The sequence below is a fragment of the Pseudomonas sp. CFBP 13711 genome, assembly GCF_014842265.1.
GTDB lineage: Bacteria > Pseudomonadota > Gammaproteobacteria > Pseudomonadales > Pseudomonadaceae > Aquipseudomonas.
The window spans coordinates 154581-180321 of sequence record NZ_JACYVI010000004.1 but is presented as its reverse complement, the minus strand read 5'-3'; the positions used below and the strand labels follow the sequence as shown (position 1 = coordinate 180321).

At 61.1% G+C, this 25741-nt stretch carries 21 protein-coding genes; 2 read left to right on the top strand and 19 right to left on the bottom strand.

Annotation, left to right across the window (positions count from 1 at the left end; all coding sequences use genetic code 11):
• Positions 1-50: 50 nt before the first annotated feature.
• Both IFT47_RS09965 and IFT47_RS09960 read right to left on the bottom strand, forming a co-directional pair.
• Complete coding sequence (locus IFT47_RS09965) at positions 51-1385, bottom strand: ATP-binding protein (protein ID WP_192172805.1); 1335 nt, start codon at positions 1383-1385, stop codon at positions 51-53.
• Positions 1382-2065: a response regulator gene (locus tag IFT47_RS09960; protein ID WP_192172806.1), complete on the bottom strand. Its 684-nt coding sequence runs from the start codon at positions 2063-2065 to the stop codon at positions 1382-1384. The genes IFT47_RS09965 and IFT47_RS09960 overlap by 4 nt, the downstream gene beginning before the upstream one ends.
• Positions 2066-2275: 210 nt before the next feature.
• Here IFT47_RS09960 and dsbG point away from each other — a divergent pair, with 210 nt between their 5' ends.
• Together dsbG and IFT47_RS09950 are read left to right on the top strand one after the other, a co-directional pair.
• Positions 2276-3034: a thiol:disulfide interchange protein DsbG gene (dsbG, locus tag IFT47_RS09955; protein WP_244655945.1), complete on the top strand. Its 759-nt coding sequence runs from the start codon at positions 2276-2278 to the stop codon at positions 3032-3034.
• A gap of 139 nt (positions 3035-3173) precedes the next feature.
• Positions 3174-3737, top strand: a complete 564-nt coding sequence (locus tag IFT47_RS09950; protein ID WP_192172808.1) for a TetR/AcrR family transcriptional regulator — start codon at positions 3174-3176, stop codon at positions 3735-3737.
• A gap of 59 nt (positions 3738-3796) precedes the next feature.
• Here the strand turns inward: IFT47_RS09950 and fabF are convergent, their stop codons facing one another.
• The 17 genes from fabF to mtnA form a co-directional block, all read right to left on the bottom strand.
• A complete protein-coding gene (fabF, locus tag IFT47_RS09945; protein ID WP_192172809.1) occupies positions 3797-5071 on the bottom strand; it encodes a beta-ketoacyl-ACP synthase II in 1275 nt (424 codons plus the stop codon).
• A 40-nt stretch (positions 5072-5111) separates the two neighbouring features.
• Positions 5112-5915 carry an SDR family NAD(P)-dependent oxidoreductase gene (locus IFT47_RS09940; protein WP_192172810.1) on the bottom strand — a complete coding sequence of 268 codons (804 nt, stop codon included), beginning with the start codon at positions 5913-5915 and terminating at the stop codon, positions 5112-5114.
• A gap of 171 nt (positions 5916-6086) precedes the next feature.
• Positions 6087-6431, bottom strand: a complete 345-nt coding sequence (locus IFT47_RS09935; RefSeq protein WP_192172811.1) for a ComEA family DNA-binding protein — start codon at positions 6429-6431, stop codon at positions 6087-6089.
• A gap of 199 nt (positions 6432-6630) precedes the next feature.
• Positions 6631-8625, bottom strand: a complete 1995-nt coding sequence (locus tag IFT47_RS09930) for a polysaccharide biosynthesis protein (RefSeq protein ID WP_407073233.1) — start codon at positions 8623-8625, stop codon at positions 6631-6633.
• A 109-nt stretch (positions 8626-8734) separates the two neighbouring features.
• Complete coding sequence (locus tag IFT47_RS09925; protein ID WP_192172812.1) at positions 8735-9751, bottom strand: MraY family glycosyltransferase; 1017 nt, start codon at positions 9749-9751, stop codon at positions 8735-8737.
• Positions 9748-10716, bottom strand: coding sequence for a UDP-glucose 4-epimerase family protein (locus tag IFT47_RS09920; protein ID WP_192172813.1), 969 nt, complete (start codon positions 10714-10716; stop codon positions 9748-9750). Before IFT47_RS09920 ends, IFT47_RS09925 begins: the two co-directional genes overlap by 4 nt.
• Positions 10717-10839: 123 nt before the next feature.
• Positions 10840-12213: a phosphomannomutase gene (locus IFT47_RS09915; RefSeq protein ID WP_192172814.1), complete on the bottom strand. Its 1374-nt coding sequence runs from the start codon at positions 12211-12213 to the stop codon at positions 10840-10842.
• A gap of 196 nt (positions 12214-12409) precedes the next feature.
• Positions 12410-12649, bottom strand: coding sequence for a lipopolysaccharide assembly protein LapA domain-containing protein (locus tag IFT47_RS09910; RefSeq protein ID WP_192172815.1), 240 nt, complete (start codon positions 12647-12649; stop codon positions 12410-12412).
• 17 nt (positions 12650-12666) lie between these two features.
• Complete coding sequence (gene ihfB / locus IFT47_RS09905) at positions 12667-12966, bottom strand: integration host factor subunit beta (protein ID WP_037011901.1); 300 nt, start codon at positions 12964-12966, stop codon at positions 12667-12669.
• Positions 12967-13167: 201 nt separating this feature from the next.
• Positions 13168-14859 carry a 30S ribosomal protein S1 gene (gene rpsA, locus IFT47_RS09900; RefSeq protein ID WP_065992985.1) on the bottom strand — a complete coding sequence of 564 codons (1692 nt, stop codon included), beginning with the start codon at positions 14857-14859 and terminating at the stop codon, positions 13168-13170.
• Between the two features lie 121 nt (positions 14860-14980).
• Positions 14981-15670, bottom strand: a complete 690-nt coding sequence (gene cmk, locus IFT47_RS09895; RefSeq protein WP_065992981.1) for a (d)CMP kinase — start codon at positions 15668-15670, stop codon at positions 14981-14983.
• Positions 15667-17874 (bottom strand): bifunctional prephenate dehydrogenase/3-phosphoshikimate 1-carboxyvinyltransferase, encoded by a 2208-nt coding sequence (locus IFT47_RS09890; protein WP_244655946.1) that lies wholly within the window; start codon positions 17872-17874, stop codon positions 15667-15669. The genes cmk and IFT47_RS09890 overlap by 4 nt, the downstream gene beginning before the upstream one ends.
• 28 nt (positions 17875-17902) lie before the next feature.
• Positions 17903-19015: a histidinol-phosphate transaminase gene (hisC, locus tag IFT47_RS09885; protein WP_192172817.1), complete on the bottom strand. Its 1113-nt coding sequence runs from the start codon at positions 19013-19015 to the stop codon at positions 17903-17905.
• Positions 19016-19069: 54 nt separating this feature from the next.
• A complete protein-coding gene (gene pheA / locus IFT47_RS09880; RefSeq protein WP_192172818.1) occupies positions 19070-20164 on the bottom strand; it encodes a prephenate dehydratase in 1095 nt (364 codons plus the stop codon).
• Positions 20164-21249, bottom strand: a complete 1086-nt coding sequence (gene serC, locus IFT47_RS09875) for a 3-phosphoserine/phosphohydroxythreonine transaminase (protein ID WP_192172819.1) — start codon at positions 21247-21249, stop codon at positions 20164-20166. The genes pheA and serC overlap by 1 nt, the downstream gene beginning before the upstream one ends.
• A 258-nt stretch (positions 21250-21507) precedes the next feature.
• Positions 21508-24303 (bottom strand): DNA gyrase subunit A, encoded by a 2796-nt coding sequence (gene gyrA, locus IFT47_RS09870; RefSeq protein ID WP_192172820.1) that lies wholly within the window; start codon positions 24301-24303, stop codon positions 21508-21510.
• A gap of 305 nt (positions 24304-24608) precedes the next feature.
• Positions 24609-25685 (bottom strand): S-methyl-5-thioribose-1-phosphate isomerase, encoded by a 1077-nt coding sequence (gene mtnA, locus IFT47_RS09865; RefSeq protein ID WP_192172821.1) that lies wholly within the window; start codon positions 25683-25685, stop codon positions 24609-24611.
• Positions 25686-25741 lie beyond the last annotated feature (56 nt).

The window sequence follows — 25741 nt, the reverse complement described above, 5'->3', positions numbered from 1 at the left end:
GGCCTGACGTCCAACGTCGGCCGACTCCACTTTCAGACCCTTCCCACACGTCACTCGCCTGCGACATCCCGCCGCAACGGCATGCTCAACTCTACCCGCAAACCGTCATGACGGCTGTCAAAGCGCAGCGAGCACGCGCAACGCTGAACAATGGCCTGAACAATCGCCAATCCCAGCCCGGCGCCGGGGCTCTTGCCGTTGCGCCAGAAGCGCTGGGTGAGCTTGTCCAGGTCCGGTTCGGGAATGCCGGGGCCGTGATCGCGAACGCGGAAATGGGCCTGCCCGTCGAAGGTTTCGACACTCAGTTCCACCTTCGCAGCGGCCTGGCTGTGGCGCAGCGCGTTGTCCAGCAGATTGCGCAACGCGGCGACCGCCAGTGCCGCCGGCATCTGCACGGCGGCGCGGGACAACTGCGAGGGCAGGATCAGTTCGATGCGCTGTTCGTCGCCGTGACTGGCATCGTGGATGGCCAGCCGCGCGACCTGCTCGGCGTCGCACTGCACGCCGTCGTCAAACGACAGGCTGCCCTCGACCCGCGCCAACAGTAGCAGCTGTTCGAGGGTGCGGTGCATCCGGTCGGCGCCCTCCTCCGCATGAGCCAGCGCCGTGTCGCGCTTCTGGCCGTCGGTCATGCGCGCCACTTGCAGATGGGTCTTGATGGCCGTGAGCGGGCTGCGCAGTTCATGGGCAGCGTCCCCGGTCAGCCGCCGCTCGCGCTCCAGGGTCTGGGCGATGCGCTGAAACAGCTGATTCTGGCTGACCAGCAGCGGCTGCAACTCGCTGGGCAGGTTCGGCACGTCCAGCGGTTCGACCGAGTCGGCGCTGTGGCGATTCAAGGCGTCGCGCATGCGGTTGAGCGGCGCCAGCCCCCGGCCGATGCCGAACCAGACCAGCGCCAGGCTGCCAAATAACGCGACCAGCACCGGCACCGATGCGGCCAGGAGCACCGAATGCCCCAGCACGTCGCGTTCGATCTGCCGGTCGGCAGTGGTCACCCGCACGTTGTCATGCATCATCGTGTACACGCGCCAGTGGTCGCCGTTGATCATCTGGTCATGGAAGCCGCTGGCGTCGGCCTTCAGCGGTTCACTCGGCGAGCTGTCGGTGCGCGCCAGGACCTGCCCGCGCAGGGAACTCAGCTGACAGGCCATGCCACTGGGCAGCGCCGGATCGTCCGCCCGCAGCGAGCGGGTTTCACTGCCGGTGGGCATCTGCATCTGTTCGAGCAGCCCGGCCACCATCCGCGCCGAGGCCTCAAGGCGTTGATCGAGGGATTGCATCATCTGCGTGCGCAAGTCCCTCAGCATCCACGCTGCGGCCAGCACCCAGATCAGAATGAACGCCGAGCCCAGGATCAGACTCAGCCGCGTGCGCAGGCTCATCATGGCGCTGACTCCGAATCAAGGCCGGCCGGGCCGAGGCGATAGCCCAGACCGCGCACGGTTTCGATGATGCCGCCGCCCAGTTTGCGTCGCAGGTGATGAATGTGAACGTTAAGGGCGTTGCTCTCGACTTCGTCGCCGAAGCCGTACACGCAGTCCTTTAACTGTTCGCCAGAAAGCACGCGACCGCTGTTGTTGAGTAACGCTTGTAACAGGGCCTGTTCACGGCGGGAGAGATCAACCGGCTGACCGGCAAGGCGGGTTTCCCGGCTGCTCGGGTTGTAGCTGAGCACGCCGTGTTCGATCACGTTGACGCTGCGCCCGGCCATGCGGCGCACCAGGGTGTGCAGGCGCGCGCTGAGTTCACGCAGGTCGAAGGGCTTGAGCAGGTAATCGTCCGCCCCGGCCTGCAAGCCGTCGACGCGGTCGGTCACGGTGTCGCGAGCGGTGAGAATCAGCACCGGGATTTCGACCCCCTGCTGGCGCAACTGCCGCAACAGCTTCAGGCCATCTTCATCGGGCAGGCCGAGGTCGAGAATCATCACGTCGAAATGTGCGGCCGACAGCATCGCCCGCGCCGACGAGGCCGTGGCCACGCGATCCACCGTCAGGCCCTGGGCGTCGAGGCCCGCGACGATGCCGCTGGCAATCAGGTCGTCGTCTTCACAAAGCAGTACGTGCATGGTCGGCCCCGAAAAAAAGGCGATTGAAGCGCAGAGGGATTAACGGCGGATTATGCACCAGCCGCCGCAGACGCGACGCGCCCCGTAGGGTTAATCGACTGTTAATCGCCACTGCGCAGCATCGGGCAACCGAGCACGCGCTGCACACACTCATCCCGCAGCATCAGCGCATGTCTGCCTCCTCTCTGCAAGGACCACCCCATGAACTTCATGCGCCCTGCGCTTATCGCCATCGCCGTTTCGCTCAGCCTGCCAGGCGCGCGGGTCCACGCCGAAGATCTCCCCGCCCCGATCAAGGCGCTCGAAGCCAAGGGCGCAACCATCAAAGGTAGCTTCGACGCACCGGGCGGGCTGAAGGGTTATGCCGCCGAGTATCAGAATCAAGGCATGGCGCTGTACCTGACCCCTGACGGTACGCACGTGCTGGCCGGCAATCTGTTCGATGAAAAGGGCGAGGACCTGAGCACCGCGCCCCTGCAGAAGCTGGTCTATGGGCCGATGGCCGAGGCGATGTGGAGTCGCATGGAAAACAGCACCTGGATCGCCGACGGCGCCAAAACCGCGCCCAAAGTCATCTACCTGTTCAGCGACGCCAACTGCCCATACTGCAACCTATTCTGGGAGCAGGCGCGGCCTTGGGTGAAGTCCGGCAACGTGCAATTGCGTCACATCATGGTCGGCGTGATCCGCGAAGACAGCGCCGCCAAAGCCGCGAGCCTGCTGGCCGACGCGAACCCGGAAGTGGCCTTGCATAACCACGAACAGGCGGGCAAAGCCAGCACGCTCAAAGCCATGCAGATCATTCCCAAAGACATCCAGGCCAAACTCGACGCCAACATGAAACTGATCGAAGACATGGGCCTGTCAGCCACCCCGTCGATCTTCTACAAGGACGAAGCCGGACACGTTCAGCAGCAACAAGGCGCACCTCGGCCTGAGGCACTGGCGAAGATGATGGGTCCCAAATAGCTGCGCATGAGTGAGGCCGTCTGGCGTGGGCCTTCTGACCGGTGGCGACACGCGTGACAACGTGGGTACTGCGCCGGCGGGTCATCCGTGTAAAAATGTCGATCACCATTTCAAGAGCCACAGTCAGGAGGCTCGCTCCATGCGTTACGCCGAAGATCACAAAGCCCAGACCCACCAGCGCATCCTTCAGGAAGCCGCCGCACGCTTTCGCCGTGACGGCATCGGCGCCACCGGTTTGCAGCCTTTGATGAAGGCATTGGGCCTGACCCACGGTGGTTTTTATGCCCACTTCAAATCCAAGGATGATCTGGTCGAGAAATCCCTGCGCTGCGCCGTCGACCAGCTGCAGGCCTCACGCGCCGAGAAACTGGCCGAAGACAGCTCGACCCAGGCGTTCATTGACATGTACCTGTCGACCGCCCATCGCGATCACCCGGAAAAGGGCTGCCCGCTACCGACCATGGCATCCGAGCTGGGCCAGCGCGGGCAACCGAGCGAGATTACCGACGAGTTGATCAACCGCATGCTCGCCACCCTCGAAGCAGGCATGCCAGCCGATGGGCAAAACAGCGACAAGAGCGTAATGCTGATGTCCGGGCTGGTGGGGGCCATGGTGCTGGCGCGGAGCGCAAAAGATCCGGCGCTGGCCGAGCGAATTCTGGAAACCACCCGCGATCAGCTCAAGCAGCTGATCGAAGGCTGACGCTCACTTCCCTGCCCTTTCTTGGCAGGGAAGCGTCACGCTTGTTTCAGCGATGCCTCTCAGGAATGCCAGCGACGAAACAGCACGCTGGCGTTCACACCCCCGAAGCCAAAACCGTTGGACAGTGCGTATTCGATGTTCATCGGACGCGCCTTGCCATGGACGATGTCGATGCCTGCTGCCGCCTCGTCAGGGTTCTCCAGATTGAGGGTCATCGGCGCGATCTGATCGCGGATCGCCAATGCCGTGAAGATCGCCTCGATTCCGCCTGCCGCGCCGAGCAAGTGCCCGGTAGCTGATTTGGTCGACGTCACGGCGACGCCATTCTGGTCGCCGAACACCGTTTTGATCGCGGCCATTTCACCCTTGTCGCCCACCGGGGTGGACGTGGCATGGGCGTTGACGTGCTGGACATCGGAGGGCTGAATGCCGGCCTGCCGAATCGCTGCCTGCATCGCCCGACGCGCACCACTGCCATCTTCAGGCCCGGCCGTCAGGTGATAGGCGTCCGCGCTGGTGCCGTAACCGACCAGTTCAACGATGGGCGTTGCACCGCGAGCGAGTGCGTGCTCCAGGGTTTCGATGACGATGATCCCTGCGCCCTCGCCCATGACGAAGCCGTCGCGGTCACGGTCGAAGGGCCGTGAGGCGCGTTCCGGTGTGTCATTGAAGCCATTGGAAAGCGCCCGCGCCGCAGCAAAACCACCCAGAGCAACGCGATCAATGCAGGCTTCGGCGCCACCGCAGATGGCCACGTCCGCTTCGCCGTTGCGGATCAGCCGCGCGGCATCGCCGATCGCCTGAACACCCGCCGCACACGCCGTCACCGGCGCGCCCAGCGGGCCTTTGAAACCGTGCTGGATCGACACATGCCCGGCCGCCAGATTCACCAGAAACGAAGGAATGGTGAACGGCGACAAGCGTCGCGGCCCACGGGTATCCGTAATGCGAACCGCCTCGGCGATTGCACCAAAACCACCTACGCCGGCGCCAATGATGGTCGCAGTACGCTCCCGCTCCTCTTCAGTCGATGGCGCCCAGCCTGCCTGTTTGACCGCCTGCTGCGCAGCGCCCAGGGCAAACAGGATGAAGCGGTCCATCTTCTTCTGCTCCTTGGGCGGCGCGGCGGCGTCAGCGTCGAACCCGGCTTCAGGGTCTTGCTCCAGGGTCGGCACCGGGCCGCCGACCTTGCCTGCCAGGTCAGCCACCATCTGCTCAGGCAACTTCACAATGCCGGAGCGGCCTTCAAGCAATCGCTTCCATACCGCTTCGACGCCGGAGCCCAATGGCGTCACCAGCCCCATACCCGTCACTACGATGCGACGCTCGCTCATGGGTTCACCTTTTCCTCATTTTTGGCAGTCGCCGACACCGTTAAGCGCCAGCCGTTTTATAACGTTGCGCCGCGTGCTGCAGCGACAGATTCGGGCCCAGCGCCAGGCGTGCCTGGGTGAAGGCCTGCCAGTCAGCGGCATCCGACAACGATGGAATGGTGATCAGCTCTTTCTGATCGAACCCGGCCAGCGAAGCGTCGACCATCTCGTTGACGTCCATGACCATTTCCGGCGGGAAGGCGTTGATGTCCAGACCGGCGCGCTCCCAGATTTCAGTGCGAGTGGCGCCGGGCAGCACGGCTTGAACCTGCACGCCCTTTTCGCTCATCTCGGCAGCGAGCGACTGGGTCAGGCTCAACACATAAGCCTTGCTGGCGGCGTACACCGCGTTGAAGCGCTCCGGCAACAGTGGCACCACGGACGCAATATTGATGATCGCCCCGGTACCGCGCGCCGCAAAACCGGCGGCTGCGGCGGACGCCAGATGGGTCAGCGCAACGATGTTGAGTTGAATCAGGCGGTCCACTTCGCCCAGATCCGATTCGGCGAGGGGCGTGCTCAGCGCAACTCCGGCGTTGTTCACCAGCAGCGTGAGCGATGCGTCCGAGCGCAGACGCTGCTCAAGGACGCTGACATCGGCGGGCTGGGTCAAGTCGGCTTTGATCACCTCGACATTGATCGAATGTTTTGCGCGCAGATCCGTCGCCAGTGCTTCCAGTCGCGACTGGTCACGGGCCACCAGCAGCAGATCAAATCCGCGCTGCGCCAGGCGGTCCGCATAGGTGAAGCCAATGCCCGACGACGCGCCGGTGATGACAGCTTTGCCTTGAGTCTGAGTAGTCATGAACGTTCTCCGTGGGAAAGTGAGCGTAGCTGCGGAGGGATATTACGCCCGTAATTTAAAAAATAATATGTCGGTCGACATTTTTCTATGTTGGTGGGTAAACGGTGCGCCTGGAGTCATGAAGGGCATAAAAAAGGCCGATCAAAAGATCGGCCTTGGGCTCATGGGGTCTCAGTCAATTGCCAGCTTGTCGCGGTTCTTGTCCAGCAGCGCCTTGCCGATGCCCTTCACTTCGATCAACTCATCCACGGCCGTGAACCCGCCGTGTTCTTCACGGTAAGCCACGATGGCGTTGGCTTTGGCTGCGCCAATCCCGGACAGCTCTTTCTGAAGGGTTTCCGCACTCGCGGCGTTGAGATTAACCTTTGAGCCCTGCGCACCCGCTGGCGCGGAAATGGCAGGTTGGGTGGCGTCTGCCGGGGTGACGGCAGGGGTGGCAGAAGGCGCGGCAGTCACAGCGAGGGACGTACCCGCCAGCAGCGCGAAGATCAGGGAGGACAGATAAGAAGTACGCATGAGTCATGCTCCATGGGCATCGTAAGTGGAAGCAGCATTCCTGAGCTGCTTCCCAAACCTAGCCGATGGCGACAGACCGTCAACGCAGGGATCGGTGACCGAATATGTACTGACTCGCAGGCCCCCCTACAGCCGGGCCTCGCGCTCGTTTCAGTGCCCCATGTCGCTGCGTAAGAAAAGGTTTCCGGAACGCGAGCGTCTACGGTTCCCGGCGACGCTGCTGATGAATCCAGTCGACGATATCGCCCTCTGGCGCATAGCCAGCGACGGTGTCGCCGAGGATCTGCCGAACGCGGGTGTAATCGTCGTCGTCCAGTGCCTTGAGCAGCTGCGAGAGGCTCTGCTTGAAGACGTCCCACGACAGAAAGTCTTCCTGCGCGCTCATGATCATCGGGTGGCGAGTCGCCGCCACGTTGTTGCCGATCAACAGCTCCTCATAGAGTTTCTCGCCAGGGCGCAGCCCGGTGAACTCAATGGCAATGTCGCCTTGGGGATTGTGCTCCGAGCGGATGCTCAGGCCCGACAGGTGCACCATCTTCTCGGCCAGCTCGATGATGCGCACCGGCTCGCCCATGTCGAGCACGAAGACGTCACCGCCCTGCCCCATGGAACCGGCCTGGATCACCAACTGCGCCGCTTCCGGGATGGTCATGAAGTAGCGGGTGATTTTCGGGTGCGTCACCGTCAGCGGCCCACCGGATTTAATCTGCTGATGGAACAGCGGAATCACCGAGCCGGATGAACCCAGTACGTTGCCGAATCGCACCATGATGAATCGCGTCTTGTTGACCTGATGCACATTGGAGCGGTCGCCGAACATGACCGGCGCGGTTTCCCGGCTCAGTGCCTGCAACGTCAGCTCGGCCAGGCGCTTGGTGCTGCCCATCACATTGGTCGGACGCACGGCCTTGTCGGTGGAAATCAGCACGAAGTTGGCCACGCCCGCCTGCAGCGCCGCTTGGGCCGCGTTAAGCGTACCGACCACGTTGTTGAGCACGCCTTCGGCGATGTTGTGCTCGACCATTGGCACATGCTTGTAGGCCGCCGCGTGGTACACGGTGTTGACCTGCCAGGTCTTCATCACATCCAGCAGCTTGGCGTGATTGCGAATGGAGCCCAGGATCGGCAGCAGTTTGACCTTGAGCGACTCGCGGGCCACCCGCCGCTCCAGCTCGGTAAGAATCGTGTACAGGTTGAATTCGCTGTGATCAAGCAGCAACAGCGTGGTCGGCTTCAACAGCAGGATCTGCCGGCACAGCTCCGAACCGATTGACCCCCCTGCCCCGGTGACCAGAACGCACTGGTTCTTGATGCAGTGTTCGAGCAGTTCCTCTTGCGCAGGCACGGCGTCGCGCCCGAGCAGGTCAGCGATGTCGACTTCCTGAAGATCGTCCACCTTCACCCGGCCTGCCGCCAGATCAGAGAAATTCGGTACGCTGCGAACATGCAGCGGGAAGCCTTCCAGGAAGCCGAGGATTTCCCGGCGACGGGCTCGTGCCGACGACGGAATCGCCAGCAGGATTTCCTGGGCGCCGGTGACGTCGATCATCTGCTGAATGTGCTTGGGCTTATAGACCAGCAGCCCGGAAATGACCCGGTTGGAGATCGAGTCGTCGTCATCGATGAACGCTACCGGACGCATCGACCGGCCCATGCGCAGTGCAGCGACCAATTGGTTACCTGCCGCGCCGGCACCGTAGATGGCGACTTTTGGCAGGCCATCGTCGCGGGTTGCAAAGGGCACATGGCGAGCGGCGGAAAACCAGTCACCGAGAAAATACTGACGCATCGCCAGGCGCAGGCCACCGATCATGACCATGCTCAGCCACCAGTAATTGAACATCACCGACCGCGGCACCACATGCTGGTGGTTGCTATAGAGATAGACCACGACCCCGAGAATCAGGGCCGACAGGCTGACGGCTTTGATGATCGCGATAAGGGCGTCGTTGCCGAAATAGCGCATCACCGCGCGGTACATGCCGAAACGAATGAACAACGGGATCGCCACCACGGGCGCGCTTGCGAACAGCCAGGTATGGATTTCCAGGGGGTTGATGAGTTCATCGATGCCCAGGCGGACGACAAACGCCATCCACAACGCGAACCAGATCAGACACACGTCTGCGGCGACCTGCATGATCCGCTTGTGCCGGCGAGGCAGCGCCAGCAGCGAAGTGCGTATTTTTCCCATCATCCCCTCAAGCACGCGTTCAAACTCCTTTCAGTCGACCCCTGCACCGGCCATTGATTCCTGCCCCGCGGGGGAATCGGATCAACAGCATCAGCGCCAATGTCCGGGCTCAGCCCTTTTCAAGCGCCCCTGCTTTAAAGATGACTGCCAGAGCGAGCAGAGGAGCGTAAGCAATGATCACGCCGAGTGCGCCATCCAGCCCGAAACGGGCGACACACACAGCGACCGGCAACAGCCAGCACAGATTGATTACACCGACTGCGGACGTCACCGGAAGGTGCTTGCCAAATCGTCGCGAGGCGAATTGATAAGCATGACTTCTGTGCGCCTCATAGACCTTGTCGCCCCGAACGAGCCGACGGATGAGGGTTACTGTAGCGTCTACGATGAAAACCCCGAGGAGAATAAGCCATACCCACAAGAACTGCGAGGAAATCCACGCCCCCTGCAGTGACAGACAACCGAGCATAATGCCGAGGAATCCGCTGCCGGCGTCGCCCATGAAGATCTTCGCCGGAGGAAAATTCCAGAACAGAAAGCCCGCGACGGCGCACGCCAACAGGATCGGCAGCCACACCAGAGTGGCAACGCCGCTCAGGGCGTAGATGATCGCAGCGCCAACGCAGACACAGATTGCCTCTACGCTGGCGATGCCGTCGATGCCGTCCATGAAGTTGTACAGATTGAGCAGCCACACCAGGTAGAACGCCGTCAGCACATTAACGATCAAGCCCGGATCGAGGGTCATGCCGAACACGCTGATTGCCGGAAGGCCGCCTAACCAGAACAACGCCCATGCCGCCGCGAAAAAATGCCCCAGCAGACGCCATCGCGCGGCGATGTGGCCGTGATCGTCGAGAAACCCCAGCGCCGCGATCAACGCGCCCGCGCCGAACATGGCCAGGAACAGGTCGCGGCCCATCAGCCCCGCCCATAGCATCCAGACCAGCGCGACCAGATAACTGATGACAATCGCCACGCCGCCGCCCCGTGGCGTCGGAAGGGTGTGAGAGCTTCTACCGTTCGGGATATCAAGCAAGCTTTTGTGCAGCGCATAGCGTCGCAATACATGCGTCAGCGCAAACGAAAACACCACAACCGCAACCGCGACCCACCAATAATTCATGCTCGATCCGTCACCCGAAAATGCTCGACGGTCTTCTTGAGGCCGTCCTCTACCGACACCGGCGGCTGCCACTGCAACCGCTCGCGGGTTTTGCTGATGTCCACGCGCAGCGAACCCAGCACACGCTCGGCCGCCGATTTGCGACCCAACAGTGTGGCGCCGAGCATGATAAGGGATTCGGGTACGGGAATGAGCCAACCGGATGTCCCCATCTGCGCCTTGAGCCGGCTGGCCAGTTCGGTCGTGGAGAGGTCCTGGCCATCGCTGACCAGAAAGACCTGATTCGCGGCGGCAGGATGATCGATGCAGACGCGGATCAGGTCTGTCAGGTTGTCCAGCGAGACCAGGCTGCGCGCATTGTTCACCGCGCCCAGCGGCAGCGGCACGCCTTTGCGCAACGTGCGCATCAGTTGCAGGAAGTTGGCTTTGACGCCGGGGCCGTAAACCAGCACCGGGCGAATGATGACGACTTCCATCGCGCAGGTTTTGGCCAGGGCCTGAAGGCCTTGTTCCGCTTCGTGCTTGGAGATGGCGTAGGGGTCGCTCGGATTGGGCGCGTCGTCCGGACGAAAGCAGTCGCCCCGCGCGGTGGACTCACCGTTGACCTTGATCGTGCTGATGAAGATAAAACGCCGAACGCCTGCTGCGGCGGCCTGCTCAACCAGATTCAGCGTGCCGAGGGTGTTGACCTCCCGGTACAGCGAAAGCGGATCGGCCGCGGTGTCGTGCATGACATGCACCCGCGCTGCGGCGTGAATGACCGTGTCGACGCCGTGCAGAACTTCCTGCCATGGGGTGTCGGCAGTCAGCCCGGCAACAACGGCCGTCGTCACGTTTGGAGAAGAATGGGGCGTCGCCCGTCTGCTGACCGCGACAATGTGCGCGTCGGGCAGGTGTGCAAGGTGGTCAACCAGCGCTGTTCCCAAAAATCCCGAACTGCCTGTTACCAGGATTTTTCTGGTCATATCCGATCCATGCACATAAGAATTCGCCGTCCATCATGACGGCCGCTGCGAAACAGCGGCGCCATTGTAGACGATTGGCGTGCGGCCCCGCCAATCAGCAAGCGGGACCGCGCGCCGGGTGCATCACTTGCCGTTGATCAGCGCTTCGATCTCTTTGACCTTGGCTTCTACAAGGGCTGGATCACGACGGCTCTCGACGTTCAGACGCAGCAGCGGCTCGGTGTTGGAGCCGCGCAGGTTGAAACGCCATTCGGCGAACTCAAGGCTGATGCCGTCGGTTCTGTCGATGTTCGAGCAAGACGGCGTGTAGTGTTCCAGGATCTTGGCGATGATGGATTTGACGTCGTCGACCTTGTAGTTGATTTCGCCGCTGCACGGGTAGGCCGCCATGCGTTCATCAACCAGTTGCGAGAACTTCTTGCCGGACACCGACATCAGCGCGGCGACCAACAGCCACGGGATCATGCCGCTGTCGCAGTAGGCAAAATCGCGGAAGTAGTGGTGAGCACTCATTTCGCCGCCATACACGGCGTCTTCCAGGCGCATGCGCTCCTTAATGAACGCGTGACCGGTTTTGCACAGCACTGGCGTACCGCCCGCCTGCTTGACCTGATCGATGGTGTTCCAGGTCAGGCGCGGGTCGTGAATGATTTTCGAACCCGGGTGTTGCTTGAGCAGCATTTCGGCCAGCAGGCCCACCAGGTAGTAGCCCTCGACGAAACGGCCTTGCTCGTCAAAGAAGAAGCAGCGGTCGAAATCGCCGTCCCACGCCAGGCCCAGATCGCAGCCGTGCTTGAGCAGCGCGTCGCGGGTGATGCTGCGGTTTTCCGGCAGCAGCGGGTTCGGCACGCCGTTCGGGAAGTTGCCATCCGGCTCGGCGTTGATGATCACCCACTCGAACGGCAGCTGGGAGCGGATCGCGTCCAGTGCAGGACCGACAGCGCCATTGCCCGGATCGGCGAGGATCTTCAATGGACGAAGGTCGGCACCTTTGACGTAGGTCAGCAGATGCTCGATGTAGGCGGTCTTGTCCGGCTTGGACTGAACGCTGCCGTGCTGAGCGGCCACTTCACCGAAGTCGCCCGCATCCACGCGCTGACGAATGGCATCAAGGCCGGTATCACCACTGATGGGACGGGATGATTTCTGGACCAGTTTCATGCCGTTATAACCCTTCGGGTTATGACTGGCCGTGACCATCACGCCGCCGTCTGCATCGTAGTGGCTGGTGGCGAAGTAGACTTCTTCGGTGCCGCACAGGCCGATGTCGATAACATCCGCGCCGGCTTCCTGAATGCCCTTGATCAACGCCTGAGCCAAGGCCGGGCTTTCAAGACGCATGTCTCGGCCCACTACGATATTTTTGGCACCCAGTTCAACCACCATGGACCGGCCGATGCGGTAAGCAATGTCATCGTCAAGGTCATTGGGGACCTGACCACGGATGTCGTAGGCCTTGAAACAGCGAGTCTGAAGAGCGGGATAGTCGGAATTCATGTGTAAAAACCTATGCGACGAAAAAACCCGAAGGTTCCTCTGTTCAGTAGAAGCAGCTCGAATGATGAACTGCACGCAACCCTCGCGCCTGAAAGCTTGAGGCGTGGGTTAGGCATTGAAAAAGGAGATTAGTTATAGGTGCGCTTGTAATTATCTTCAACGCAAGCGTTGAGGTGTCTGGCGCGCAGGGATTCTATCAGGGTAGACGTGACGCCTTGGGTTTCCTGCGCAGACGAGCGACTGAAACCAACAGGGGGCCAATCAACATGCCCACCAGCAATGCAAAGATCACCGGCACGGCGACCGGCAGCTCGGGTGCATTCCAGCCAAAGAACACCAGGGCGACGTTCTGCTGGTTTTCCAGCACAAATACGACAATCACCGCTGCGATCAACAGGGCGATAGCCAGAAAGATCAGACGCTTCACATTTCGCATGAGAACTCCTCAAAGAGCTATTGGAGCTCATGCTCCTCTTCTTCGTTCACCCGGTCGCGGAGCTCTTTGCCTGGTTTGAAGTGAGGTACGAACTTGCCGTCGAGGCTGACAGACTGACCTGTCTTCGGATTGCGGCCTACGCGAGGTGCGCGATAGTGCAGGGAAAAGCTGCCGAAACCGCGTATTTCAATACGGTCGCCCGTCGCCAGGCACTGCGACATCTGCTCGAGCATGGTCTTGATGGCCAACTCCACATCCTTGGATGAGAGCAGTCCTTGATGGGTGACAATTCGTTCGATCAACTCCGACTTCGTCATATTTTTCCCTTCTTTTTCAAGCAGCTAGGTAAAGCGCTTTGAAGGTTTTAGCATGACCAGAAGGATTTGAACAGAGTATGTCCAGACTTAAATGAGTGGAGATTGAAGATCCTCAACAGGCATTGGCCGAACACAGCGCAAAATCACCCGCCCACAAAAAAGGGCGACCGAAGTCGCCCTTTTTCAATGGTCAGACAGAACTCAGTTCTGTTTTTCCATTTGAGCACGCAGCAGGTCACCCAGAGTGGTAGGACCAGTGCTTTCAGCGGTTTCAGGCTTGCTACGCAGGCTCTGAATCGCTTCTTTCTCGTCTTCAACGTCTTTCGACTTGATGGACAAGCTGATCACGCGGCTCTTGCGATCAACGCTGATGATCTTGGCTTCGATCTCTTCGCCTTCTTTCAAAACGTTACGCGCGTCTTCAACGCGGTCACGGCTGATTTCGGAGGCTTTGAGGGTCGCTTCGATGTCGTCGGCCAGAGTGATGATGGCGCCTTTGGCGTCAACTTCTTTAACGATACCGCGGACGATAGCGCCTTTGTCATTGACAGTGACATACTCGGAGAACGGATCGCTTTCCAGCTGCTTGATACCCAGCGAGATGCGCTCACGCTCTGGATCAACCGACAGGATCACGGTGTCAAGCTCGTCGCCTTTCTTGAAACGGCGTACGGCTTCTTCGCCCACTTCGTTCCAGGAGATGTCGGACAGGTGAACCAGGCCGTCGATGCCGCCGTCCAGACCAATGAAGATACCGAAATCGGTGATCGACTTGATGGTGCCGGAGATCTTGTCGCCCTTGTTGAACTGGCCAGAGAAATCTTCCCACGGGTTAGATTTGCACTGTTTGATGCCCAGGGAGATACGACGACGCTCTTCGTCGATGTCCAGAACCATGACTTCCACTTCGTCGCCAACCTGAACGACTTTCGACGGGTGGATGTTCTTGTTGGTCCAGTCCATTTCCGAAACGTGTACCAGGCCTTCCACGCCTTCTTCCAGCTCTGCGAAGCAGCCGTAGTCGGTCAGGTTGGTAACACGCGCGGTAACGCGAGTGCCTTCCGGGTAACGAGCCTTGATAGCAACCCATGGATCTTCACCCAGTTGCTTCAGACCCAGGGAAACACGATTGCGCTCGCGATCGTATTTCAGGACCTTTACATCGATCTCATCGCCAACGTTGACGATTTCCGATGGATGCTTGATGCGCTTCCAGGCCATGTCGGTGATGTGCAGCAGGCCATCGACGCCACCCAGATCGACGAATGCGCCGTAATCGGTGAGGTTCTTGACGATACCCTTGACCTGTTGGCCTTCCTGCAGCGATTCCAGCAGAGCTTCGCGCTCGGCGCTGTTTTCGGCTTCCAGGACACTGCGACGGGAAACGACAACGTTGTTGCGCTTCTGGTCCAGCTTGATGACCTTGAATTCCAGCTCTTTGCCTTCCAGGTGCGTGGTGTCGCGCACTGGACGGACGTCAACCAGAGAACCTGGCAGGAACGCACGGATGCCGTTAACGTCGACTGTGAAGCCGCCTTTAACCTTACCGTTGATAACGCCCTTGACCACTTCCTCAGCTGCGAAAGCCGCTTCCAGAACGATCCAGCACTCAGCACGCTTGGCTTTTTCGCGGGACAGCTTGGTTTCGCCAAAGCCGTCTTCGACCGCGTCCAGCGCAACGTGGACTTCATCGCCAATCTTGATGGTCAGCTCGCCAGCATCGTTGTGGAACTGCTCCAGCGGGATGAGGCCTTCAGACTTCAGACCAGCGTGAACGGTGACCCAACCAGCCTGGTAATCGATATCGACGATGATCGCGGTGATGATCGAACCGGCCTGAAGGTTAAGAGTCTTTAGGCTTTCTTCGAAAAGTTCAGCAAAGCTTTCGCTCATTTTAATTCCTGTTGATAAGGGCGAAGAATACGCCCATCTGCCACGCTCCAGACAACGTGGGTTTCGTTCATATGAAAGAAAGCCTGCGGGACTATGACTGGTCTCCCACATGGCTTTCTGGTCATCCGGCGAGATCGCGGAGTGCGACTTCACTCAGGATGCGTTCAAGCACCTGCTCGATGGACAATTCGGTGGAATCCAGCTGAATGGCGTCATGCGCCGGCTTGAGCGGGGCTACCGCTCGCTGGGTGTCGCGCTCGTCGCGGACACGGATCTCATCTAGCAGACTCGGCAGACTAACATCGTCACCCTTGGCCTTCAACTGCAAATATCGCCGACGGGCACGCTCGTCGACGCTGGCCGTCAGAAAAATCTTCAGTGGCGCGCCGGGAAAGACCACCGTGCCCATGTCGCGGCCGTCGGCGATCAGGCCCGGAAACTCCTGAAAAGCCCGCTGGCGCTGCAGCAGTGCTTCGCGAACAGCCGGCAACGAGGCCACCTGCGACGCGCCACTGCCGACATGCTCATTGCGGATGGCTGACGTGACGTCCTCCCCTTCCAGGATAATGCGCTGACCGTGGTCGTCGGTCGCTGCCATGAACTGCACGTCCAGATGCGCAGCCAGCAGCTTTAATGCTTCTTCATTGGTCAGGTCGACGCCATGGTTGACGGCCGCAAAGGCCAGCAACCGATACAGCGCGCCGGAATCCAGCAGGGACCAGCCCAGACGTTTGGCCAGCTTGCCGGCCACCGTGCCCTTCCCGGAACCGCTGGGTCCGTCGATCGTTATGACCGGAGCTTGAACTTTCACGATTGCCCCTCTTGCGTTACACGAATACCCACCTGAGCACACAGCGTCAGGAAACTGGGAAATGAAGTCGCCACATTGGCGCAGTCCCGGATGCGGATCGGACTGGCCGCGCGCAACGACGCGATACTGAATGCCATGGCGATACGGTGATCACCCTGCGCATTGATTTCACCACCGCCAACGGTTCCACCATCAATAATGATGCCATCTGCGGTGGATTCACAGTTTATACCGAGCGTCGCCAGACCGTCGGCCATGGCCTCAAGACGGCCGGATTCCCTGACGCGTGAGCCCTGGACACCGTTAAACACTGTTCGCCCTTCCGCGCACGCGGCGGCAATAAAGAGTGCTGGAAGCTCGTCGATCGCCAAAGACACCAGCGTCCGTGGAACGTCGATACCCATGAGGCGCGCAGGGCGCACGTGCAGATCAGCCACCGGCTCGCCGCCCGCATCGCGCGGGTTGTGCAGCGTGATGTCCGCGCCCATCAGGCGCAGGATATCGATAACGCCGGAGCGCGTCGGGTTGACACCCACGCCTTCCAGAATCAGGTCGGAGCCTTCGGCAATGGACGCTGCCACCATAAAGAACGCCGCCGAGGAGATATCTCCGGGCACTTCGATGGGTGCGGCCTTGAGTTCAACCCCTGACTGCAGCGCCACTGTCCCGTCATGAACGGCAACCGAATGACCGAAGCCTTGCAGCATGCGCTCGGTGTGGTCCCGGGTCGGCGCGGGCTCATGCACCATCGTTGTGCCATTTGCGTAGAGACCGGCGAGCAACAGCGCGGATTTCACCTGAGCGCTGGGCAACGGCATGTCGTAGCGGATGGCCTGAAGACCCTGCCCGCCGCGAAGGGTCAGCGGCGGCCGGCCGTCCTCTGCGGTTTCAATCATGGCGCCCATCTGGCGCAATGGCTCAACGACATGGGTCATCGAGCGCCGAGACAGCGAGGCATCGCCAGTCAGCACGCTGTCGAATCGCTGCGCGGCCAACAGGCCACAGAGCAGCCGCATAGAAGTGCCCGAGTTACCCAGATAAAGCGGCCCCGGCGCCGGTTGAAGCCCGTTGAGACCGACGCCATGAATGGTCAGGCGACCGTGGTGCGGCCCTTCGATGACCACGCCCATGTCGCGGAACGCCTGCAACGTTGCCAGCGCGTCTTCGCTTTCGAGAAAACCTTCGACGACGCTGGTGCCTTGGGCCAGGGACCCGAGCATGATCGCCCGATGGGAAATCGACTTGTCACCCGGCACGCGAACCTGTCCGCGGACAACACCGCCGGGCTGCGCCATAAACGTCAGGTCGGCGCCCGCTGCTTTTTCAACGTAGGCGCGACGGGCGAGGATCTTGCCGAAATGCTCCCGGGCGACGCGAGCCCGGGTGAACACACCGAGCAATTGGTGGCCATCGCCTGCATCCACGGCGTCGCGCAGCGCATCGAGATCACTGCGGAAGGTGTCGAGGGTGCGCAGCACGGCCTCGCGGTTCGCCAGGAAGATGTCATGCCACATCACCGGATCACTGCCGGCGATGCGCGTGAAGTCGCGGAAACCGCCCGCGGCATAACGGAAGATGTCGAGGTTTTCGTTGCGCTTGGCCAGCGAGTCCACCAGACCGAACGCCAGGAGGTGCGGCAGATGACTGGTCGCCGCCAGCACTTCATCGTGGCGCTCGACCTGCATGTGCTCGACGTCTGCGCCCAGAGCCGACCAGAGACGGTCGACCAGCGCCAGCGCCGACGGATCGGTTTCCGCCAGAGGGGTGAGAATGACTTTGTGCCGTTTGAACAGCTCGGCGTTGGAGGCTTCCACCCCGCTCTGCTCGGAGCCGGCAATCGGGTGACCCGGCACGAAGCGCGCCGGCATCACGCCGAAGGCTTCGCGAGCAGCGCGGACCACGTTGCCTTTGGCGCTGCCGACATCGGTCAGCACGGCATTGCCCAGATCCAGGCCCGCCAGCACGCCGAGGAGCTTTTCCATGGCCAGGATCGGCACGGCCAACTGAATGACGTCAGCCCCCACGCAGGCGGCCGCAAGATTGTCTTCACAGCGATCGACCACGCCCAGTTCGACGGCCAGCGTTCGCGATTGCGGGTCGAGATCGACGCCCACGACTTCGCGGCACAGGCCACTTTCCTTCAACCCTTTGGCGAACGAACCACCGATCAAGCCGAGGCCGACCACCACCAGGCGGCCGATCATAGGCGCAGCAGGTTGCAGCGACGTGACATCAACCACGCGCCAGAACCTTGCTCAACGCCTCGAGGAAACGACTGTTCTCGGCCGGCAGACCAATGCTCACACGCAGGTGATCGGGCATGCCGTAACCGCCGATCGGGCGAACGATCACGCCTTCGCGCAGCAATCCTTCGTAGACCGAAGCGGCTTCGCGACCCAGGTCCACGGCGATGAAATTGGCTTTGGAAGGAATCCAGCTCAGGCCCATCTGACCAAGCCCTGCTTCCAGCTGCTGCATGCCGGCTTCATTCAACTGACGGCTTTGCGCAACATAGTCAACGTCGTCCAACGCGGCGCAGGCGGCGGCCAGCGCGAGGCTGTTGACGTTGAATGGCTGACGCACGCGGTTCAGCACGTCGGCCACGACCGGCGAGGACAGGGCATAACCAACGCGCAAAGAGGCCAGACCATAGGCCTTGGAGAACGTACGCGACACCAGCAGGTTCGGGTGATCGCTCAGGAAGTTGAGACCGTCTGGCAGGTCAGCGCCCTCGGCGTATTCAATGTAGGCCTCGTCCAGCACGACCAACACGTTGTCGGGCACCTGCGCGAGGAAGTCAGCCAGCGCACTCGGTCCGAACCAGGTCCCGGTGGGGTTGTTCGGGTTGGCGATGAAGACGACCCGGGTGTTGCTGTCGATGGCGGCGAGCATGGCCGGCAGGTCGTGACCCCACTCTTTCGCCCTGGCGACGCGGGCGGTGGCGCCCACGGCCTGGGTGACGATCGGATAGATCGCAAACGCGTGTTCGCTGAATACCGCATTGAGCCCCGGCGCCAGGTAGGCGCGGGCGACGATTTCCAGAATGTCGTTGGAGCCGTTGCCCAGCGTCACTTGTTCGGGCTGCACGCCACAGGCTTGCGACAAGCGCTGCTTGAGCTCGAAACCGTTGCCGTCAGGGTAGCGGGTCAACTCCGCCAGTGCGTCTTTGATCGCCTGCAACGCCTTGGGGCTGGCGCCCATGGGGTTTTCGTTGCTCGCCAGCTTGATGATGCGCGCAGGATCGATATCCAGTTCACGCGCCAGTTCGTCCACCGGCTTACCGGGAACGTAAGGCGATAGTTTTTGCACGCCGGGCTGTGCCAGCGCGAGGAAGTCGCCGCTCATGTACCGCTTTACCTCTTCAGAAAAACCCGTGGGGCTGCAAGTCCGGTCGCAGGATCAAAGCACTGCTTTCGGATAGGAACCCAGCACCTTGAGCGCCACGGCTTCCTGACTGATCTGCTCGAGAACGGCCTTGATCAGCGGGTCGCGGTGGTGGCCAACGAAATCGATGAAGAATACGTAGGTCCACTTACCGCTTCGCGAGGGACGCGTCTCGATGCGCGTCAGGTCGATGCCGTTCTGGTGGAAAGGCACCAGCAGCTCGTGCAGCGCACCGGGCTTGTTGCTCATCGAGACGATGATCGACGTCTTGTCGTCGCCGGTCGGCGGCACTTCCTGATTGCCGATCATGAGGAAGCGCGTGGAGTTGTCCGGACGGTCCTCGATCTTCTCGGCAATCCGCGTCAAGCCATAAAGGCCCGCCGCCATATCACCGGCGATCGCCGCCGAGTTCCACTCACCCTTGACCCGCTTGGCCGCTTCGGCGTTGCTGGCAACGGCGACGCGTTCGACGTTCGGGTAATGCGCGTCCAGCCACTTGCGGCACTGGGCCAAGGACTGGGCGTGGGAGTAGATGCGGCTGATGCTGTCAGTCTTGGTGTTCTCGCCCACCAGCAGATGATGGTGAATGCGCAGCTCGACTTCGCCACAGATGACCATGTCGTGCTCAAGGAAGCTGTCCAGAGTGTGGTTGACCGCACCTTCGGTGGAGTTCTCCACTGGGACGACGCCGAAGTTGACCGCACCGGCGACCACTTCACGGAACACTTCGTCGATCGCTGCCATGGGCTTGCTGATCACGGCGTGGCCGAAATGCTTCAGCGCAGCGGCTTGAGTGAAGGTGCCCTCAGGGCCGAGATACGCGACCTTAAGCGGCTGCTCCAGCGCCAGGCACGAGGACATGATTTCGCGGAACAGCCGCGCCATCTCTTCGTTGCTCAGCGGGCCACGGTTACGCTCCATGACGCGCTTGAGCACCGCCGCTTCACGCTCGGGCCGATAGAACACCGGCTCTTCGCCTGCCGGCAGTTCGGCCATCTTGACCCGCGCCACTTCCTGGGCGCAGCGGGCGCGCTCGCTGATCAGTTCCAGAACCTTTTCGTCCAGGCTGTCGATGCGGACCCGCAGTGCCTTGAGCTCTTGTTCAGACATTAGCCGTGTTCCTTCTCGAACTCTGCCATGTACGCGGTCAGGGCGTTGACCGCACTGAGGTCGATGGCATTGTAGATGGACGCGCGCATGCCGCCGACAGAACGGTGGCCTTTGAGGTTGAGCAGGTTGCGCGCTTCGGCACCCGCGAGGAACGGCTTGTCCAGGCGATCATCGGCCAGACGGAACGGCACGTTCATCCACGAGCGGTCGGACGGGTTGATCGGGTTGCTGTACAGACCGCTGGCGTCGATGAAGTCGTACAGCGTGCGTTGCTTGAGTTCATTGCGCGTGGCCATGGCCTCGACGCCGCCCTGCTCTTTCAGCCATTCAAAGACCAGACCGGACAGGTACCAGGCCAGCGTTGGTGGCGTGTTGTACATGGAGCCGTTGTCGGCCGCGACCTTGTAATTGAGCATGGTCGGGCACAGCGAACGCGCGCGACCCAGCAGGTCCTCGCGGATGATTGCCACGACGATGCCACTCGGGCCGATGTTCTTCTGGGCACCGGCGAAGATCATGCCGAAACGCGAGACGTCGACAGGGCGCGAGAGGATGTCCGAGGACATGTCTGCCACCAGCGGCACGTCACCGGTATCCGGAATCCAGTTGAATTGCAGACCGCCAATGGTCTCGTTGGGCACGTAGTGAACGTAGGCCGCGTCTTTCGACAGCTTCCACTCGTTCTGACCGGGAATGGCAAAGTAGTCGGAAGGTTTGGCGCTGGCGGCGACATTGATGTTGCCGTAGCGCGATGCTTCTTCAATGGCTTTCTGCGACCAGATGCCGGTGTCGATGTAGTCGGCCGTGCCTTTTTCCGGCAGCAGGTTCAACGGAACCTGAGCGAATTGCTGACTGCCGCCACCTTGAAGAAACAGCACTTTGTAATTGGAGGGGACAGACAGCAGATCGCGAAAATCCTGCTCCGCCTTGGTGGCGATGGAGACGAACTCGTCGCTGCGATGGCTCATTTCCATGACGGACAGGCCTTTGCCGTGCCAGTCCAGAAGTTCGGCCTGGGCACGCAGCAGAACAGCTTCAGGGAGCGCGGCAGGACCTGCGCAGAAGTTAAAGGCTCGCTTGCTCATATCCACTCTCGTCGTGTCACTGAATTAATTTGGAACGGGTGAAATGCGGGGAAGTGCGAAACAGGGACTGTATTGTGTCAGAAGATCCGCATCGCGACCGTCGTTACCTCCGATTGCTCCTACAGACGTTCTCTGGTCGAGCGCTGAGATCGACTGTAGGAGCAATCGGAGTTTGCGACGATCGCGAAAGCGGTCTGCCTGACAGCGTGCGCCCCATAATTCTAAGGAGGGGGCCGGATCACCAGCCCCCTCTCAGCGTTACTCCTGCGGCTCTTCTTCGTCAGCCGCGGGATCCGCCTGCACATCGTCAGCGGACTCGTCGGTGTCGACGGCGCCAATCACGTCGCCATCAACCTCTTCGCCCTCGAACGCTTCGCCTTCCAGCTCTTCGCCTTCGACTTCCGATGGCTCCTGCACGCGCTCCAGACCGACCAGTTTCTCGTCCTTGGCCAGTTTGATCAGGGTCACGCCCTGGGTGTTACGGCCCAGACTCGATACTTCGCCAACGCGGGTACGCACCAGCGTGCCCTGGTCGGAAATCAGCATGATTTCCTCGCCGTCCTGCACCTGAACCGCGCCGACCAGACGGCCGTTACGCTCGTTGCTGACCATGGCGATGACGCCCTGACCGCCACGTTTGTACTCAGGGAACTCAGTGATCGCGGTGCGCTTGCCGTAGCCACGCTCGGAAGCGGTGAGAATCTGGCTGCCCTGCTCCGGAATGAGCATGGAAATCAGCTTCTGCCCTTCCGGCAGACGCATGCCGCGCACACCGCGAGCCGTACGGCCCATGGCGCGCACTTCGGATTCCTTGAAGCGGGTGACCTTGCCACCGTCGGAGAACAGCATGATTTCCTGCTCGCCATCGGTGACGGCCGCGGAAATCAGGATGTCGCCTTCGTCCAGCTCAAGCGCAATCAAACCGACGCTGCGTTGACGACTGAACGCCACCAGCGGGGTCTTCTTGACGGTACCGTTGGCGGTCGACATGAAGATGAACGGCGCCTTCTTCTTGTCGGCGGCCTTGATGCGCGCCTTGCGCTCTTCTTCGGTCTCGTTGCTGTTCTCGAGGTCTTCGGCGTCGGCTTCCACGCCTTCGGCTTCTTCTTCGTCAGCGCGCTTGCGCATGGCTTCGAGGTCGACCGGCAGCATGGTGGTGATGTATTCGCCTTCGCTCAGCGGCAACAAGTTGACCAGCGGACGACCACGGGCAGCGCGGGACGCTTCCGGGATCTCGTAGGTCTTGAGCCAGTACACCTTGCCCTTGCTGGAGAACATCAGCAGCGTGGTGTGGCTGTTGGCGACCAGCAGGTGAGCGATGTAGTCCTCATCCTTGACGCCGGTGGCCGATTTGCCTTTGCCACCGCGACGCTGGGCCTGATAAACGGCCAGCGGTTGAGTCTTGGCGTAGCCACCGTGGGAGATGGTCACGACGCGCTCTTCTTCGGGGATCATGTCGCCGAGGGTCAGGTCCAGGCGCGCATCGAGGATCTCGGTGCGGCGCACATCGCCGTATTCGGCGCGAATCAGCTCCAGCTCTTCGCGGATGACTTCCATCAGGCGCGTAGCGCTGTTGAGGATGCGCAGCAGCTCGCCGATCTGAGTCAGGATTTCCTGGTACTCGGTCAGCAGCTTTTCGTGTTCCAGACCGGTCAGGCGGTGCAGACGCAGCTCAAGGATCGCCTGGGCCTGTTCCGGCGACAGGAAATACTTGCCGTCACGCATGCCGTACTGAGGATCGAGGTTTTCCGGGCGGGACGATTCGGCACCTGCGCGCTCGACCATCTCGACCACGGCGCTGGATTCCCACGGCGTGCTAATCAGGCCTTCTTTGGCTTCAGCCGGGGTCGGCGAGGCTTTGATGAGGGCGATGACCGGGTCGATGTTCGACAGGGCAACGGCCTGACCTTCGAGGATGTGACCCCGCTCGCGGGCCTTGCGCAGTTCGAACACGGTGCGACGGGTAACGACTTCGCGACGGTGACGAATGAAGGCTTCCAGCAGGTCCTTGAGGTTCAGGATGCGTGGGCGGCCGTCGATCAGCGCAACGATATTGATACCGAAGACGCTTTGCAGCTGGGTCTGAGCGTAGAGATTGTTGAGGATGACCTCAGGCACTTCGCCGCGACGCAGCTCGATGACCACGCGCATGCCGTCCTTGTCGGACTCGTCGCGCAGCTCGGTGATGCCTTCGAGCTTCTTCTCTTTGACCAGCTCGGCGATCTTCTCGATCAGACGGGCCTTGTTCAGCTGGTACGGCAGTTCGGTGATGACGATCTGCTGGCGACCACCGACCTTGTCGATGTCTTCGACGATGGAGCGGGCGCGCATATAGATGCGGCCACGGCCGGTCTTGTAGGCTTCGACGATGCCGGCACGACCGTTGATGATCGCGGCGGTCGGGAAGTCCGGGCCGGGGATGTACTGCATCAACTCGTCGACGGTGAGGTCGCCGTTGTCGATGAGCGCCAGACAGCCGTCGATGACTTCACCGAGGTTGTGCGGCGGAATGTTGGTCGCCATGCCCACGGCGATGCCGCTCGAGCCGTTGACCAGCAGGTTGGGAATACGGGTCGGCATGACCGCAGGAATCTGTTCGGTGCCGTCGTAGTTCGGCACCCAGTCCACGGTTTCCTTGTGCAGGTCGGCCAGCAGCTCATGGGCCAGCTTGGTCATGCGCACTTCGGTGTATCGCATGGCAGCGGCGTTGTCGCCGTCCACCGAACCGAAGTTGCCCTGGCCGTCTACCAGCAGGTAGCGCAGGGAAAAGGGTTGGGCCATACGAACGATGGTGTCGTAGACCGCAGTATCGCCATGCGGGTGGTACTTACCGATAACGTCACCGACCACACGGGCGGATTTCTTGTACGGCTTGTTCCAGTCGTTACCCAGTTCGCTCATCGCGAACAGTACCCGCCGGTGCACGGGCTTCAAGCCGTCGCGCGCATCGGGCAGAGCTCGTCCGACGATGACGCTCATCGCGTAGTCGAGGTAGGACTGCTTCAGCTCGTCTTCGATATTGACCGGGAGGATTTCTTTGGCCAGTTCGCCCATGAGAAGCCTGATTCCTTTTTCTGGTGAAACCTCGCTCAGCCATCCGGGATGAACAAGGCTTGCCGCTGCCGACGATTGTCAGGCAACGACTTACGACAAATCAGCGAGTTATGCCATGAATGTGCGCAGTAATAAGGGTCGCCATGCGCCCCTTTGGAAACCGCCGGATGGTACCACAATCGCCGTCAGGCACGAAGTCTTTGCAGGCGCCGTGAACACGCCATTTCGCCAGCAGACGCCTGATACGCGCTCACAGAGCCCGATAGCGCGTTTGGCGACGAATGGCATTATCGGCTGCGGGGTGATCAATGCAGGCGTTTGCGGCACATCAACAAGGCCATTTTGGTCGTGTCGGGGCGTTCGACGATGCCCTTCTCGGTGACGATGGCGTCGATCAGATCGGCGGGCGTCACATCGAACACAGGGTTGAAGGCGTCGACGTCGGCACCCACGCGCTGGCCGCCGACTTCAAGCAATTCACGGCCGTCGCGCTCTTCGATGGGAATATCGTCGCCACTGGCAAGGTTCATGTCGATGGTCGAGCTCGGCGCCACGACCATGAAGCGCACGCCGTGGTGCATCGCCGCCACCGCCAACTGGTAAGTGCCGATCTTGTTGGCGACGTCGCCGTTGGCGGTGATGCGGTCGGCGCCGACGATGACCCAGGTGATGCCTTTGGTTTTCATCAGGTGCGCGGCCGCGGAGTCGGCATTGAGGGTGACCGGAATGCCTTCGTTGACCAATTCCCACGCGGTCAGACGGGAGCCCTGCAGCCAGGGACGGGTTTCGTCGGCGTAGACGCGTTCGATCATGCCTTCCAGGTGTGCCGCGCGGATGACGCCAAGCGCGGTACCAAAACCGCCTGTGGCCAGCGCGCCGGTGTTGCAGTGGGTCAGCACGGTCTGCAGATTGCCCTGGTGCTTGCGGATCAGCTCGGCACCCAGTTGCGCCATGGTCAGATTGGCTTCGCGGTCACTCAAGTGAATGGCCACGGCTTCGGCTTCCATGACCTTCAGCGGATCTTCATGATCCTTCAGGCGATACAGGCGTTCGCGCATGCGATTCAGCGCCCAGAACAGGTTGACCGCCGTGGGCCGGGAGTTGGCCAGCAGGTCGAAGTCCTCTTCCAAGGCCATCTGCCAGTCACCGCCTTCGGCCAGACGATCAATGACCGCCAATACGATGCCGTAGGCCGCACTGATACCGATGGCTGGCGCGCCGCGCACAACCATCGTGCGAATGGCTTCGGCCACGCCTTCAGCTGTGGTGTAGGGATGCCAGGTTTCTTCGAAGGGCAGGACCCGCTGATCCAGCAGATGCAACGTGCCGTCCCGCCAATCGATGGCCTTTACCTTCTCCGCAGCCAGTAATCGATCGCGCATTGCACACCCCACTTGATGAATTTTTGAAAAGCTGCCGCCACAGCGACGGTGCAAAG

What these genes read in the sequence shown, in the direction of transcription:
- IFT47_RS09965 (WP_192172805.1), bottom strand. Translation starts at nt 1,385, where the DNA reads ATGATGAGCCTGCGCACGCGGCTGAGTCTGATCCTGGGCTCGGCGTTC.
- IFT47_RS09960 (WP_192172806.1), bottom strand. Translation starts at nt 2,065, where the DNA reads ATGCACGTACTGCTTTGTGAAGACGACGACCTGATTGCCAGCGGCATC.
- dsbG (WP_244655945.1), top strand. Translation starts at nt 2,276, where the DNA reads ATGCGCCCTGCGCTTATCGCCATCGCCGTTTCGCTCAGCCTGCCAGGC.
- IFT47_RS09950 (WP_192172808.1), top strand. Translation starts at nt 3,174, where the DNA reads ATGCGTTACGCCGAAGATCACAAAGCCCAGACCCACCAGCGCATCCTT.
- fabF (WP_192172809.1), bottom strand. Translation starts at nt 5,071, where the DNA reads ATGAGCGAGCGTCGCATCGTAGTGACGGGTATGGGGCTGGTGACGCCA.
- IFT47_RS09940 (WP_192172810.1), bottom strand. Translation starts at nt 5,915, where the DNA reads ATGACTACTCAGACTCAAGGCAAAGCTGTCATCACCGGCGCGTCGTCG.
- IFT47_RS09935 (WP_192172811.1), bottom strand. Translation starts at nt 6,431, where the DNA reads ATGCGTACTTCTTATCTGTCCTCCCTGATCTTCGCGCTGCTGGCGGGT.
- IFT47_RS09930 (WP_407073233.1), bottom strand. Translation starts at nt 8,625, where the DNA reads ATGGGAAAAATACGCACTTCGCTGCTGGCGCTGCCTCGCCGGCACAAG.
- IFT47_RS09925 (WP_192172812.1), bottom strand. Translation starts at nt 9,751, where the DNA reads ATGAATTATTGGTGGGTCGCGGTTGCGGTTGTGGTGTTTTCGTTTGCG.
- IFT47_RS09920 (WP_192172813.1), bottom strand. Translation starts at nt 10,716, where the DNA reads ATGACCAGAAAAATCCTGGTAACAGGCAGTTCGGGATTTTTGGGAACA.
- IFT47_RS09915 (WP_192172814.1), bottom strand. Translation starts at nt 12,213, where the DNA reads ATGAATTCCGACTATCCCGCTCTTCAGACTCGCTGTTTCAAGGCCTAC.
- IFT47_RS09910 (WP_192172815.1), bottom strand. Translation starts at nt 12,649, where the DNA reads ATGCGAAATGTGAAGCGTCTGATCTTTCTGGCTATCGCCCTGTTGATC.
- ihfB (WP_037011901.1), bottom strand. Translation starts at nt 12,966, where the DNA reads ATGACGAAGTCGGAGTTGATCGAACGAATTGTCACCCATCAAGGACTG.
- rpsA (WP_065992985.1), bottom strand. Translation starts at nt 14,859, where the DNA reads ATGAGCGAAAGCTTTGCTGAACTTTTCGAAGAAAGCCTAAAGACTCTT.
- IFT47_RS09890 (WP_244655946.1), bottom strand. Translation starts at nt 17,874, where the DNA reads ATGATCGGCCGCCTGGTGGTGGTCGGCCTCGGCTTGATCGGTGGTTCG.
- hisC (WP_192172817.1), bottom strand. Translation starts at nt 19,015, where the DNA reads ATGAGCGGCGACTTCCTCGCGCTGGCACAGCCCGGCGTGCAAAAACTA.
- pheA (WP_192172818.1), bottom strand. Translation starts at nt 20,164, where the DNA reads ATGTCTGAACAAGAGCTCAAGGCACTGCGGGTCCGCATCGACAGCCTG.
- serC (WP_192172819.1), bottom strand. Translation starts at nt 21,249, where the DNA reads ATGAGCAAGCGAGCCTTTAACTTCTGCGCAGGTCCTGCCGCGCTCCCT.
- gyrA (WP_192172820.1), bottom strand. Translation starts at nt 24,303, where the DNA reads ATGGGCGAACTGGCCAAAGAAATCCTCCCGGTCAATATCGAAGACGAG.
- mtnA (WP_192172821.1), bottom strand. Translation starts at nt 25,685, where the DNA reads ATGCGCGATCGATTACTGGCTGCGGAGAAGGTAAAGGCCATCGATTGG.